General features: G+C 50.4%; 9 protein-coding genes. 8 read left to right on the top strand and 1 reads right to left on the bottom strand.

Features of this window, described 5'->3' with window-relative positions; genetic code table 11:
- Positions 1–620: 620 nt before the first annotated feature.
- The 7 genes from IEX98_RS25125 to IEX98_RS25095 all read left to right on the top strand — a co-directional run bounded on the left by IEX98_RS25125 (position 621) and on the right by IEX98_RS25095 (position 11,593).
- A complete protein-coding gene (locus tag IEX98_RS25125) occupies positions 621–2,255 on the top strand; it encodes an extracellular solute-binding protein (protein WP_188892439.1) in 1,635 nt (544 codons plus the stop codon).
- A gap of 60 nt (positions 2,256–2,315) precedes the next feature.
- A complete protein-coding gene (locus IEX98_RS25120; RefSeq protein ID WP_188892438.1) occupies positions 2,316–3,266 on the top strand; it encodes an ABC transporter permease in 951 nt (316 codons plus the stop codon).
- 10 nt (positions 3,267–3,276) lie between these two features.
- Positions 3,277–4,158 (top strand): carbohydrate ABC transporter permease, encoded by an 882-nt coding sequence (locus IEX98_RS25115; RefSeq protein WP_188892437.1) that lies wholly within the window; start codon positions 3,277–3,279, stop codon positions 4,156–4,158.
- A 53-nt stretch (positions 4,159–4,211) separates the two neighbouring features.
- Entirely contained in the window at positions 4,212–5,336 is a 1,125-nt protein-coding gene (locus IEX98_RS25110) for a glycoside hydrolase family 88 protein (protein ID WP_188892436.1), read from the top strand.
- Positions 5,337–5,551: 215 nt separating this feature from the next.
- Positions 5,552–7,909, top strand: coding sequence for a helix-turn-helix domain-containing protein (locus IEX98_RS25105; RefSeq protein ID WP_188892435.1), 2,358 nt, complete (start codon positions 5,552–5,554; stop codon positions 7,907–7,909).
- Positions 7,910–7,929: 20 nt separating this feature from the next.
- Positions 7,930–9,525 (top strand): extracellular solute-binding protein, encoded by a 1,596-nt coding sequence (locus IEX98_RS25100; protein ID WP_308421828.1) that lies wholly within the window; start codon positions 7,930–7,932, stop codon positions 9,523–9,525.
- A 415-nt stretch (positions 9,526–9,940) separates the two neighbouring features.
- Positions 9,941–11,593, top strand: a complete 1,653-nt coding sequence (locus IEX98_RS25095) for a cellulase family glycosylhydrolase (RefSeq protein ID WP_229692385.1) — start codon at positions 9,941–9,943, stop codon at positions 11,591–11,593.
- Between the two features lie 67 nt (positions 11,594–11,660).
- On the opposite strand, the gene IEX98_RS25090 is transcribed toward IEX98_RS25095, so the two are convergent.
- Positions 11,661–12,836, bottom strand: a complete 1,176-nt coding sequence (locus IEX98_RS25090) for a GGDEF domain-containing protein (RefSeq protein WP_188892434.1) — start codon at positions 12,834–12,836, stop codon at positions 11,661–11,663.
- Positions 12,837–12,962: 126 nt separating this feature from the next.
- Here IEX98_RS25090 and IEX98_RS25085 point away from each other — a divergent pair, with 126 nt between their 5' ends.
- A complete protein-coding gene (locus IEX98_RS25085) occupies positions 12,963–14,093 on the top strand; it encodes a glycosyltransferase family 4 protein (RefSeq protein WP_188892433.1) in 1,131 nt (376 codons plus the stop codon).

Genomic DNA, 14,093 nt, shown 5'->3' with positions numbered 1-14,093 from the left:
TTCAGTCTTTTGCCACCCATACCGAATCATCTCCCTTTTCTTTATTTTAATTCATTTGGATAGGGAGACTCTAGTTTATTTAGGGGGTCTTGGAGCTTTTACATGTTGTTTCGATTTCAGCGGCCTACAGCAACCCAGACTCGTAAAATGGAATCATGGAAACTCGAGCGATACCGGAAAGTTAATAAGCGAGTGAAAATCGCTGATGATCATAAATAATGTTTACCTTTTCTAACAGCAAATTAGAGAGGAATTGGTTCATTTCGCATTTGGGTGAGCGGAGCGTTTTGAGTTCGGGATGATTTTTTGCAGATTCTATCCATTTGTTATCGTGTAAGCGATAGAGAAAATGGAATCAAGAATAGCAGCACGAACCAAAACGCGCAGGGAGCCCGGGGGTTAGACGAACCAAAACGCGCAGCGCCCCGGGGCAGGATGAACTAAAATAGCGCTTTTTTTCGTTTTTGCCCATTGCATTGGCGAAATGATCATCGCGCTGAATCGAAATCGGAATCGTTTTTTACGTTTTGCTCATATCGGGAGTATCGCCGCGGTTGCTATTCTGTGGAGGAGATGCATCTCGTACATTTTTGAACTCGAAAATGAAAAGGGGTAGAGCTATGAAACGTCTTTTAGCTTCAACGCTGGTCATTATGATGCTGGCTATGCTGGCAGTCGCTTGCTCGTCGAACGGCGGCAAAGAAAGCGGCAGTGAAGGCAAGAACAATACTAATAATAGTGAAGCGTCCGGAGAGCCAACGAAGTACCCGATTGAAACAGATAAGAAGCTCACGTACTGGGGCGAAATTAACGGAAACCTGATCGGCGTAAAAGCGAGCCACAAAGATATTCCGTTCTTCCAACAATGGCAGAAGAAAACGGGCGTTTCGCTTGAGTTTACGGCGCCGCCTACCGGACAGACGAAAGAAGCGCTCAACGTATTGCTTGCTTCCGGTGATCTGCCGGATATGATCGAATTCAACTTCCTGGGCGACTTCCCGGGCGGTCCTGAGAAAGCGATCAACGACGGTTACATTCTCAAATTGAATGATCTAATTGATCAATATGCGCCAAACCTGAAAAAGTTTTTGCAGGATAACCCGGATATCGACAAAATGGTCAAAACCGATAACGGCAGCTACTATGCCTTCCCGTTCATCCGGGGCGATGAGTATTTGCGCGTATTCCAAGGGCCGATTATCCGCCAAGACTGGCTCGATGAGCTAGGCCTTCCGGTTCCGGAAACGATTGACGATTGGACGACGACGCTTACGGCTTTCAAAGAGAAAAAAGGCGCTTCGGCTCCATTCACAGTGAACAGCAAACCGCGTTACTTCAATGATTCCGGCAACGGCGCATTCCTTGGCGCATTTGGCGTAAACCGCGGCTTCTATCAAGAGGACGGCGTAGTGAAGTTTGGACCAGCTGAAGCGGGCTTTAAACAATATTTGGGTCTGTTCCGCGACTGGTATGCCAAAGGTCTGATCGACAAAAACATTGCAACAGCTGATACGAAAGCAGTGGACGGCAATATCGCATCCGGCGCAACTGGCGCATCGGTCGGCAATGCCGGCGGCGGCATCGGCAAATGGCAGCCGCTTGTAGAGGCTAACGATCCGAAAGCAGTGCTGGTAGGTGCACCTTATCCGGTACTGAACAAAGGCGAAACGCCGAAATTTGGTCAAAAGCATCAAGCTTACGCTTCTGAAGGCACGGTCGCGATCAGCGCATCGGCCAAAGATCCGATTCTTGCAGTTAAAATGCTCGACTATGGTTACAGCGAAGAAGGCCGCCTGTTCTTCAACTTTGGTACAGAAGGCGAAAGCTACAACATGGTAGACGGTTACCCGACTTATACCGATCTGCTGATGAAAAACCCGGACAAATTAGCTCCGGCGCAAGCGATTTCGATGTATGCCCGCGGCAGCTACAACGGTCCGTTCATTCAGGACAAACGTTATGCCGAGCAATTTTTCGCCCTGCAAACGCAGCGTGACGCTGTTGTAACTTGGGGTAAAACGGATGCGGCGAAATACAATTTGCCTCCGATTACACCAACGCCGGAGGAAAGCTCGGAATACGCGACGATTATGAATGACATCAATACGCTGGTGGATGAAATGTCACTCAAAATCATTCTCGGCACAGAGCCGCTCGACGCTTATGACAGCTATATTGCGAAAATGAAGCAGTTGAAGCTGGACCGCGCGATCGAGATTCAAAAAGCAGCTTTGGAACGCTATAACAACAGATAAACAAAGCGGGGAGAGGGCTTCGCCTTCTCTCCTCCAATTTGGGTGGAGGTGAGCAGCTTCATGGCAAACGCGCAGGCGCTGAAAAGCGGAAAGACCGGAAAAACGGGAAAAAGCCGTTTCATTCGCGACCTTATGATGAATAAATACTTGTACTTGATGATGATTCCGGTCGTTGCCTATTACATCGTCTTCCATTATGCGCCCATGTACGGAGCGCTGATTGCATTTAAGGAATATACGCCGATGAAGGGAATACTCGGCAGCGATTGGGTAGGACTCAAACATTTTAATGACTTTTTCAACAGCTATTACTTTGTCCGTATATTGAAAAACACGCTGATTATCAGCTTATATTCACTGCTGTTCGAGTTTCCGGCTCCAATTATATTAGCGCTGCTGATCAATGAGGTGCGCAGCAAGGCATTCAAGCGCGTGGCGCAAACGATTACTTATATGCCGTATTTTATTTCACTTGTCGTCATTTGCGGCATCATTACGGATTTCACCAATGCGGATGGCGTTATTAACCGGTTGTTCATGCTATTCGGCTACGACGGCCAAGCCATGCTGCAGAAGCCGGAGCTGTTCCGGCCGATCTATATTTTATCGGAAATCTGGCAGCGTATCGGCTGGGAATCGATCATTTACATTGCCGCACTGATGAGCATTGACTTAGAGCAGTATGAGGCCGCCCGCATGGACGGCGCAAGCAGGCTGAAGCAAATTTTCCACATTACGCTGCCCGGCATTATGCCGACGATCGCCATTATGCTGATCTTGCGGATGGGCAATTTGCTGAATGTCGGTTTTGAAAAAATCATTCTGCTGTACAATCCCGTTACTTACGAAACCGCCGACGTTATTTCGTCGTTCGTATACCGCAAAGGCCTTCTGGAGTTTGGCTGGAGCTACAGCTCGGCCGTTGGGCTGTTCAACTCGGTCATCAACCTGGTGTTGTTGATTACGGCCAACTATGTGAGTCGCAAAGTTAACAAAAGCAGTTTATGGTGAGGTGAAGCAGATGAGAAAAGAGTCAACTATTGGAGACAAAGTGTTTGATACCGCGATCTATGCCGTCCTCATTTTCCTCGTTGTCGTGACGCTGTACCCATTGCTGTATGTGTTGTTCGCATCGTTCAGCGACGCAGGTCAATTGGTGGGGCATAAAGGCGTGCTGTGGAAGCCGCTGGGGTTCGATCTTGGCGCCTATAAAAGTGTGCTAGAAAATCCGGGCATCGCGATCGGCTATCGCAATACGCTGTTTATCGTTGTGTTTGGCCTTATGGTCAATTTGTTCATGACGTCGCTTGGCGCGTACGTCCTGTCCCGTAAAAATGTGCTGTGGAACAATGCGTTTATGATCTTTATCGTATTTACGATGTTTTTCAGCGGCGGGCTGATTCCGCTCTATCTCGTTGTGAAAGGGGTCGGACTGCTGGACTCCCTCTGGTCGACGATTCTTCCGTTCTCGATCAGCACGTTTAACCTGATCATTATGCGTACAGCTTTTATGGGCGTACCGGACAGTCTGGAGGAATCGGCCAAAATCGACGGGGCGAACCATTTCACGATTTTGTTCCGCATCATTATTCCGCTTTCCATGCCCGTTATCGCCGTTATGATCCTCTACTATGCAGTAGACAAATGGAATGGCTGGTTTTACGCCTCGGTATTTATCCGCAGCCGGGAGCTCTTCCCGCTGCAGCTCGTCCTGCGTGAAATATTGATTGCCAACTCGACAGACAGCATGTCGGCAGGTGCCAGTGCAGGAGACAGGCACCAGATTGGCGAAACGATTAAATACGCAACCATTATGGTTGCAACTGTTCCGATTCTTTGCGTCTATCCGTTCGTTCAACGGTTTTTCGTGAAAGGCGTAATGGTAGGTTCTCTGAAAGGCTAACAGCTAGAGGTTAAAGTCTAATCGAAGCAAACGACAGAGAGGGGCTTTTACGGATGCAAGCAGTAAATCAATCTTTGGATGCACAAGCGATATGGAAGCGCATTGAAGCGAAATTAAGCGTCATGCATGAAAGCATCGGCGGCAAGTCGCCGCATGTGGCAGGAGCGGACGGCAAATACGATGATCAGCGCGTCGATTGGTGGACGAGCGGCTTCTGGCCGGGCATTCTGTGGATCGCGCATGAGATGACCGGAGAGGAAAAGTACAAAACCTCAGCTTGGAGCTGGGATGAGCGGCTGGAGAGGCAAATGATCGAAAAAAACTCATTCGACCATGATGTCGGCTTTCATTTCCTTCCGACCGCGGTATTTAAATATCAGCTGACAGGGGATGCGGACGCGGAGCGCCGCGCGTTGTTCGCTGCGAATTTCCTGGCGGGCCGTTTTAACCTGAATGGCCGTTTTATCCGGGCCTGGAACAGCGATATGCATGGCTGGTCGATTATCGATACCGCGATGAACCTGTCGCTGCTCTTCTGGGCGACCCGCCAAAGCGGAGACCCGCGCTTTGAGCAAATAGCCAGAGCGCATGCCGATACCGTTTTACGTTATTTTATCCGCGAGGATGGCTCGGTCAACCATATCGTCTGCTTCGACCCTCATACGGGATTGTATGACGAGACGCGGGGCGGTCAAGGCGCCGCGCCGGATTCCGGCTGGAGCCGGGGAGCGGCTTGGGCGCTGTATGGCATGGCGAATACGTTCCGCTATACGGCGGACCGCTCCTATCTGCGGGCTGCGCAGCGCGTCGCTCATTATTTTGTAGCGAATTTGCCGGAGGATAATGTGCCGCATTGGGATTTCCGCGCCGATGTACAGCTGGACAATGAGCCGCGTGATACGTCGGCAGGCGCCATTGCTGCCTCCGGCATGCTGGAGCTGGCTGAGCTGCTTCCGGAGAAGGAAGGCCGGGTGTACAAACAAGCGGCGGAGCGCATCCTGCAATCGCTGCATGATCATTATGCGACATGGGACGATGACAGCCATGAGGCGATGCTGCTTCACGGCACGGGACATAAGCCGGCGGGGCAAAACGTCGACGTCTCGCTCATCTACGGCGACTACTTTTTCGTCGAGGCGATCGCCAAGCTGAACGGCTGGAAGCATCGTATTTTCTAATTGCCGCCCTATTCATCCATAATAATAACAGCCTGAGCGGAATACGCCGTTCGGGCTGTTTTTGCTGCTCTTATGCGGGTTTTACAGGACCAAACGATCATATTGTCAATCCGATTGAAACTTTTGCCCATTCCATTTCATGAAATGATAGCGCTATAATAGGATTCTGCAAGCCAGTCCAACTGGGATGATTTTATGTAAACGAGGAGATATAGTTGAATCTGACTTCTTTATGGAACAAGCGTAAAAGCATCGTGTTTACATGGCTCATTTCCTATTCGGCGGTTTTAATCGTGCCGATTATAATCAGCCTGATCATTTATTCGCAATCCAGCATGGCACTCAAAAGCGAAATTCATCGCGCCAACGATTCTTTGCTGAAGCAGGTGCGGTACACGATCGACAATCAGATCGATCTGATGAAACGGTTAAACATGGAGCTCACCTGGAACTCCAAGCTGCAGTCATTGATTAATTCTACGGGCAAGCCTAGCGAGGCTCAGTTTGGCGCCTATCAATTGGTGAAAGAATTCCGTACGTACAAAACGTCCTACGCGTCGATAGACGAGTTCTATGTCGCTTGGGAACAGGGAGCTTCCATCTTGCGTCCGGGCAACGTCAGAGACTTGCCGACCGCTTTTCAGACGATTCACCAGACGGGGACCATGACGTACGAAGGATGGCTCGACACGATCCGCAAGTCGGCGAGCAACCGGTTTACGCTGCTGCCAAGAGGGGATGCCCCCGATACGAAGCAGTCTATCGCGTATATTACGCATTTGCCCAAGGACCTCAGCGGACAGGAGACCGGCACCGTTGTCGTAATGGCGGATACGGTCCGTTTCAGCGCAGCCATCGAGAACATTTCCGGCTTCAGCGGCGGCCAAGCGCTGGTTCTTAATGCAGATAACGAGGTGCTATTGTCCAATAAGCCGGTTACAGAAGAGATCACCCGTCTGCTGCAAAATCATTTGAATGGAATAAGCCAGGCATCCGCTTCCGAAACGGATGGCGATCTGGAATTGTTCTATATGTCATCGGCTGTATCGGATTTGAAATATATGCTCGTCATACCTAGCAATATCTACTGGCAGAAAGCAGAGTATGTCCGCAAATTTACTTATATCAGCATTGTTATCAGCATTCTCGGCGCTGTTGTGCTGACATGGTTTTTCATGCGCCGCAATTACTCGCCGATTAAGCAAATCGTGCAATCGCTCATGGACCGAAGCGCGCAGGAGGAGCGGGTGGAGTGGAATGAGCTGAGCTTTATCGAACGTGCAATTACGAGAACCCGAAGCGAGAAGGAGCAAATTGCGACGGAGCTGAAGATTCATCAGCATGCGCTTCGCTCCAATATGTTCAACCGGCTGTTGAAGGGCAGGGTCGATACGCTGGTGCCTTACGAAGAGGCGTTCCAATCCTTCGGCATTGAGCTGCAATCTGATCAGTTCGCTGTCATTTTGTTTGCAGTGGAGAATGGTGAGAGCATCTCCTCCGAGCTGCCGGGGCTGGACGGAGGCGCGAAGATGAAGCTGCTTCAATTCATCATTACGAATGTGGTTGAAGAGCTGTCGGGGCAGCAGGGTCATTACGGCTATGTAGCCGAAATCGACGATATGATGGCCTGCATCGTTAATTTATCGGAAGCGGATGCAGGCGGCCGTAAAGACGAGCTGCAGCAAATCGCCTCCGAGGCACAGCGTTTCCTGATGCGTTTCCAAATGGATTTGACCGTTTCTATTAGCGGCACGCACACTTCGCTGCCGGGAATTGCGGAGGCGTATCAGGAGGCTGTCGATGCGATGGAGTATAAAATGGTGCTGGGCAAAAAAGGCATCATCCATTACGATGATATTCGGTTCGACAACGGTGAAGCCGTACAATCCGGCTATTACTATCCGCTGCAGGTGGAGCAGCAGATGATTAATTTCATCAAGGCCGGCGATTTCGCCCAAGCCTCCTATTACATGAACGACATTATGCAGCGAAATTTCGCCCAGCCGATTATGTCGCTGACGCTTGCGAAGACGCTCATCTTCAATCTTGTCGGCACGATGGCGAAGGCGATTAATGAGCTGGGTGACGGAGAAAGCAGTCTGCTTGGCGACAATCCGCTCTGGATGGAAAAGATATTGGCTTGCGATACGATTCAGGAGATGCAAACGGAGCTTCAACAGCTGCTTGGAGAGGTTTGCGTCTTTGCGGCAGCCCGCAACGAAAGCCATATGACACAGGAGCGGGCGGAGTCGCTTCGCGGACTTGCTCAAGATGTCGTCCGTTATATCGAGGAGGAGTACCGCGACCCGAATCTGAACGTCAACATGATTGGCGAGCGGTTCGATCTGAAGGGCAGCTATTTGTCGAAGCTGTTCAAAAGCCAGATCGGCGAGGGGTTGCTTGATTATATCCATAAGTTCCGGATCGAACAGGCGAAAGAGCTCATTCGCTGCAAGCAGAGCTCGATTTCCGACATTGCCAAGCAGGTCGGCTACAATGAGGCTGCCACCTTCATTCGCGTATTCAAAAAATTCGAGGGTATAACGCCTGGTAAATATAAAGAAATGATCTGATCTGAATGCTGGGGGCATTGATGATGAAGAGGATGAGGCGAAAAATAGCGGTGCTCCTGCCGGCTCTGCTGGCAACTGTTCTCCTTGCCGGCGCTTGCGGTCAAAGCGGATCTTCCCGTTCGGCGGAGCTATCAGGGGATACGGGATATAAGCTCACTTATTGGGCGGAGCTCAACGGCAATGCGGCGAGCGTAAAGCCGAGCTTCCAGGACGTACCTTTCTTCAAGGAATGGCAGAAACGGACGGGCGTGCAGCTGGAATTTATTCAGCCGCCCGCTAATCAAGCGCAGGAAGTGATCAATGTGCTGCTCGCTTCAGGCGAGCTGCCGGATATGATTGAATATGAATGGTCGAATTTTCCCGGCGGTCCGGCTAAAGCGATTTCCGACGGCTATTTGCTGCGGCTTAACGATGCCATTGACCGCTATGCGCCTAATCTGAAAGCTTATTTGAAAGCGCATCCCGAGATCGATAAGCAGATTAAGACCGACGACGGCAGCTATTATGTCTTTCCATTTATTCAGAATGACGATACGCTTCGTACCTATCAGGGTCCCATTATCCGCAAGGACTGGCTCGACGAGCTGGGTTTGGAGGTTCCGACAACGATAGATGAATGGCATACGGTTTTGAAAGCGTTTAAAGAGAAAAAAGGAGTCATTGCTCCGCTGACGTTTCTTGGCGTTCCGTACGTGCTGTTTGGCGTTGAAAGCGGCAGCTTCATCGGCGCTTATGGCATTAAGAAAGGGTTTTATACGGACGATGGCGAGGTGAAGTACGGACCTATCGAGCCCGGCTATAAGCAGTTTCTCGCTTTGTTCCGCCAATGGTACGCAGAAGGACTGATCGATATCAACATGGCGACGGTGGATACCAAAACGCTGGATGCCAGCATGCTGTCGGGCAGATCCGGTGCCAGCATCTGGAACGCCGGTGCGGGCATCGGTACCTGGCAGCCGATTATGCAGGCCAAGGACCCTAATGCCAGATTCGTACCGGCTCCGTATCCGGTGCTGCACAGGGGCGAGAAGCCAAAGTTTGGCCAGCGCGTCCATTCGTATATGAGCAGCGGCGGTGTTGCCATCTCGGCCAAGAGCGAGCATGTCGAGGAAGCGGTGAGGCTGCTGGATTACGGCTATGGGGAAGAAGGTCATATGCTGTTCAACTTCGGCATCGAAGGGACGAGCTATAAGATGGTCGACGGCTATCCGGCCTATACCGATCTCATCCTGGCAAACCCCGATAAGCTGGCGCCTTCTCAAGCTTTAGCGATGTATACGAGAGCCAGTTACTTCGGTCCATTTGTACAGGATAAACGGTATATCGAGCAATATTACTCGCTGCCTGAGCAGAAGCAGGCCATTACGTTATGGGCCGATACCGATGCGGACAAGCATAATCTTCCGCCTGTCCAGAAGAGCGAGAAGGAGAGCGCGGAGTTCTCGGCCATTATGCAGGATGTAACGACAATGGTAGATGAGATGTCGCTGAAAATCATTTTGGGCATCGAGCCGCTTGATGCCTTCGAAGGCTACACAGCGCAGCTGAAGGAGCTTGGCGTAAACCGGGCGATCGCGATTCAGAAAGCAGCATTTGACCGGTATAACGACCGGTAATAGAAGGCAATGCGCGCGAGAAAAGAAGGTGATCCGGCAGCAAAATGCCGGATTGCGTTTTTTTTCCATTTTTGGTATAATAAAAATGAATTCGATTTCATTTTTGATTCTATTACAGTCTACCTGATAGAATTCTACATAAGGTTTCGATAACAGACATTTCGCACGGTGATAAGCTCTTATTCTATATATGAGCTTTTCATAGTAAGAGATCAAAGACAATGATTTATGAAACCGATTACATTCGAGATGGAGGTGTTGCGAACTCATAGTGGGAGTCTGCTCCCTGCACCTGGAAGTCCAGTTGCTTACTCCAGATTACGCCTTTCGCTTCAATCGCTTTATTTGCGTACTGAACGGCAAAGCCTGAAGTCAGTCAGACGAAACTCCAATGCATATAAAAATGAGAGGATGGATGATGATGAAAAGAATGTTCCTGCTCACGATGTCATTTGTTGTGCTGCTTAGCTTAATCGTAATAACTCCGAAGCCGGCGACCGTCGAAGCGGCGTTTGGACCTTCCGATTTCTTAAAAACGAGCGGTAAAGTGATTCGCAACAACTCCGGTACCGGGGCTATCGTGAATTTGCGCGGGCCGAATCTCGGCGGATGGCTGCTCCAGGAAGAGTGGATGTCGCCGATGAATACGCCGGACCAGTATACGCTGACGCAAACGCTGTGGAACCGGTTTGGTACAGACGGCAATCATAATCTGCAAAACAGCTATCAGGACATTTGGATTCAGGCGAGTGACCTCGACAACATTAAGAGCATGGGGCTGAACTCGGTACGGGTGCCGATCTATTGGGAGGATTTCATGAACCCGGACGGCACAATGAAGCCCGACTCGGTCTCCTTCCGAGAGCTGAATTGGCTCGTCGCAGAAAGCGCGCAGCGGAATATTTACGTCATTATCGATTTCCATGGCGTACAAGGGGGAGCCTGTCCATGGCATTCTTGCGGCATCTCGAACTCGAATCAGCTGTGGACGAATACAACTTATCAGGACCGCACTGTGCAAATCTGGGAGCGTATCGCAACCTACTACAACGGGAATCCGACGATCGCCGCTTACGATTTGCTGAACGAACCGCTCGTATCGAACGGCGCAGCCGAGAATGCTGCGCAAATTAAGAAGAAGTTCGATTATTACGATCGTCTGTACAAAGCGGTACGGGCCAAGGACCCTAATCATATCATTATGGTTGCCGCATTCTTCGATTGGGAGCAGGCGCTGCCGCCGTCCACCTACGGCTGGACGAACGTTGTCTATGAGACGCATAACTACAATTTCGACCAATACGACAACTGGAGCGTAACCAATGCAATGATGGATAATTGGCTGTCGAAGATGGCGCAATATCAAACGGCTTGGAATGTCCCGGTCTATGCGGGTGAATTCTCTTATGGCCAGCTTGATCTATGGGAGAAATGGCTGGGCGGCTTGAATGCGCTGAACGCCTCGTGGTCCAACTGGTCCTATAAAGTAAGAGGTGGCGGCAATTGGGGCTACTACAACAACAATAACAACCCGATTCCAGACATTTATAACGACAGTGCCGCGACGATCGTTGCGAAGTGGAACAGGTTCCAGACTTCCTATTTCCAGCCGAATACCGGTCTGATCAATGTCATTAAGAAATATTCGACTCAAGCTCCTGCGCCGGTAACGAGCACCTCCAGCATTCAGGCGCTGGCCAACAACAGCTATGTGAGCGCAGAGAATGCAGGTGTTGGTCCGCTTGTTGCGAACCGGCCGACGGTAGGAGGCTGGGAGAAGTTCACGGTCATTAACAATGCCGACGGAACGATCTCGCTTCTGTCCGCAGCCAACAATCGATACGTAACGGCCGTTATCGATGAGAATTCCCAGCTGGTTGCGCGGGCAACCTCGATCCAGGCCTGGGAGAAATTCCGCAGGATAGATCGCGGCAACGGGAAAGTGGCACTCCAAGCGGTAGCCAACAACAAATATGTAAGCGCTGACCAAAATCAGGGCTCCGTCCTTTATGCGAACCGGGATACGGCGTCCCAGTGGGAAGAGTTCATTATAACAGCGGCACCTTAATGGAGTGACTTAGCAGGCAAAAAAGAGCTGTTCTCCTGTGGTTTTACAGGAGAACAGCTCTTTTGCGTTAACTAAGCGATTTCTTCTTCGCAGCAGGCATAGATTGAAATAAGGTGACCTTGTTTTTACCGGTCGTCTTGGAGTGGTACATCGCTTCATCAGCCAGCTTCACCAGCTCCTGTACGGAATCGGCATCCTTCGAGGTGCTGACCCCGACGCTAATCGTCACGATCGTCTCTAGCTCTACCCGTTTGCGAATCGATTCAGCAACCCGCTCAGGCTTCACCTTATCGGTGCCGATGCAGGCGAGCAGCTCTTCACCGCCATAGCGGCCTGCCGTGCCGATACCGGCCGACTCCTCTTTAATGATCTCGGATACTTGTTTGAGCACGCCGTCCGCTTTATGATGGCCCTGCGTGTCGTTGAGCTTCTTGAAATTGTCGATGTCGCAAAAAATAACGGCGGTACCCCGCGATCTGCTCAGCAGTTGCTCCGCCTTCAAATTGAAATGCCTGCGGTTGTACAGGCCGGTCAAGCCATCCGTTATCGACGATTGATAGGTCAGCATCAGCCGTTCGATAACCCATTGGAACAACAGCAGAAACAGCTGTGTGAAATAAACAATTGGGAGCAGATGACTAAGCAGCATCAGCCAGGCAACCGATCCATGGAAGACGTAGCCGTCCGCAATGCGGGACAGCTCTATAATGAAATAAGTGATGAGACTCGCGGAATACCGCGTATTCATCTCCGTTCCCTTCGTGTCGAGCAGGATGAGGAAGGTAACGATTAAGGAATAGAAGTCCAGCGCCAGAAAACGGACCTGCTCGCCTGAGGCTGCGGCCTCCATCGATAACGGGAATAAAGCGTAATGCGCCCCAGCGATAACAAAGGTCAAGACGATCATGACAACGAACGGAGTACTTTTTAACCGGGCGCTCCGATGAGTATATAATTTCATGAAAACAAAGTTTATAATAATAAAAGAAACAATTTGTGTAATGGATGCCGTCACTTGAAGCCATGGCGGCGCAGCTTGCCCAGGATAGGAAATCCAGGCGAGCAGCAGCTGCTGAATCATAAATAAAGGCAAGGCCGAGGTCAGCAAGCGATAGACACGCTTGTTCCGGTAGCTGGCATACAGCCGCAAGGACATAAACAGCATCAGCATTAAAATCACGATGACGCAGGCGGAAGAAATCAGCTGGCCGTCTGGACCTGCTAACCAATGAATAATGGACATAGTTATGTATCACCGCATTTTTAATAGGATGTTAGCCTGCTTGCAGAAACATATGTTCTATACTATCATGTTTTACGGCAGGCGAAAAGTGTCGAAATGCAAATAGGTTACGAGGAGGAAGGACAATTGAACATACTTCAGGCATTATTTTTCCCGCCGGAGCAACCGGGCGGGGTGTCCTCCATGGTCCCTTATATTCAAGACCGTTTTACGAAGCTAGGCTGGCAAATGGAACTGTTCTCGCTGCCCAAGCGGGTTAGAGGAAAAGGACAGGAGGATATTGTCTTCGAGACGTTTGATATAACGGAATTCGCAGGCAATCCGATCGTCGATAAATATTTGCAAACGTTTCGCGATTATATTTGGTGGACCCGCTTGAGAAATAAAGGGTCTTACGATATTATTCATGCGCATCACCCCATTGCAGCGCTAGTTATGAAGCAGCTGTACCCGGATACGCCGGTTATGATGACGATTCACTCCAGCTATGAGCGGGAGCTGATCCTGAACGGTAAAATTGCCGAGAACGGACCAGAGCATCTGTTTCTAACGAAGCTCTATGGCGAGCTGGAAGTGAAGCTGGACCGGCTATTGACGGTGTCGGAGTCTTTCCGTACTTATATTTCTCCCTACATTAAAGATCCGAGCCTAATTAAAGTCATTCCGAACGGATTTGATGAAAAAAGGTTTAAGCCAATCGCCCATGAGAACGCGGTGCCGCAACTCATTACAGTATGCCGCCTCGTTCCGGCCAAAGGACTTGATGTGCTGCTGCGCGCATGTGCGGAGCTGAAGCGGAACGGCCATCCGTTCGTTCTTCATATTATTGGCGACGGACCGATCCGCGAGGAGCTGGAGCAGCTTGCGGTGGAGCTGGATTTGTACGACGACATCATTTTTTACGGCTATATGCTTCATCCGGAGGAATTTATGCCGTTCTTCGATATATTCGTTCTTCCATCCCGCGCAGAGGCATTTGGCTCGGTATTCGCGGAAGCGGCTCTGTGCTGGCTCGCTCTGGTCGGTACGAATGTAGGCGGTATCGCCGAGCAGATCGATGATGGCGTGAACGGGCTTCTGGTGCCGCCCGAGGACCCGATTGCATTGGCCGAAGCGCTGGAGAAGCTCGTGTCCGATCCGATCTACCGGTACAATATCGCGAGATCGGGCTGGGATAAAGCGAAGAAGGTCTATTCCCTGCAGCGTGTCATTTCCCAATTGAAAAAAGTATATTTGTCCTACAAAACGGAGGTGTAG

The sequence above is a fragment of the Paenibacillus radicis (ex Gao et al. 2016) genome (assembly GCF_014641555.1).
Taxonomy (GTDB): Bacteria; Bacillota; Bacilli; order Paenibacillales; family Paenibacillaceae; genus Pristimantibacillus; species Pristimantibacillus radicis.
Note: the sequence above shows the minus strand (reverse complement) of the source record. Positions and strands in the feature narration are given on the sequence as shown.

Excerpts from the sequence above, each read along its gene's own strand:
- IEX98_RS25125 (WP_188892439.1), top strand. The coding sequence starts at position 621 with ATGAAACGTCTTTTAGCTTCAACGCTGGTCATTATGATGCTGGCTATG.
- IEX98_RS25095 (WP_229692385.1), top strand. The coding sequence starts at position 9,941 with ATGATGATGAAAAGAATGTTCCTGCTCACGATGTCATTTGTTGTGCTG.
- IEX98_RS25120 (WP_188892438.1), top strand. The coding sequence starts at position 2,316 with ATGGCAAACGCGCAGGCGCTGAAAAGCGGAAAGACCGGAAAAACGGGA.
- IEX98_RS25090 (WP_188892434.1), bottom strand. The coding sequence starts at position 12,836 with ATGTCCATTATTCATTGGTTAGCAGGTCCAGACGGCCAGCTGATTTCT.
- IEX98_RS25110 (WP_188892436.1), top strand. The coding sequence starts at position 4,212 with ATGCAAGCAGTAAATCAATCTTTGGATGCACAAGCGATATGGAAGCGC.
- IEX98_RS25115 (WP_188892437.1), top strand. The coding sequence starts at position 3,277 with ATGAGAAAAGAGTCAACTATTGGAGACAAAGTGTTTGATACCGCGATC.
- IEX98_RS25100 (WP_308421828.1), top strand. The coding sequence starts at position 7,930 with ATGATGAAGAGGATGAGGCGAAAAATAGCGGTGCTCCTGCCGGCTCTG.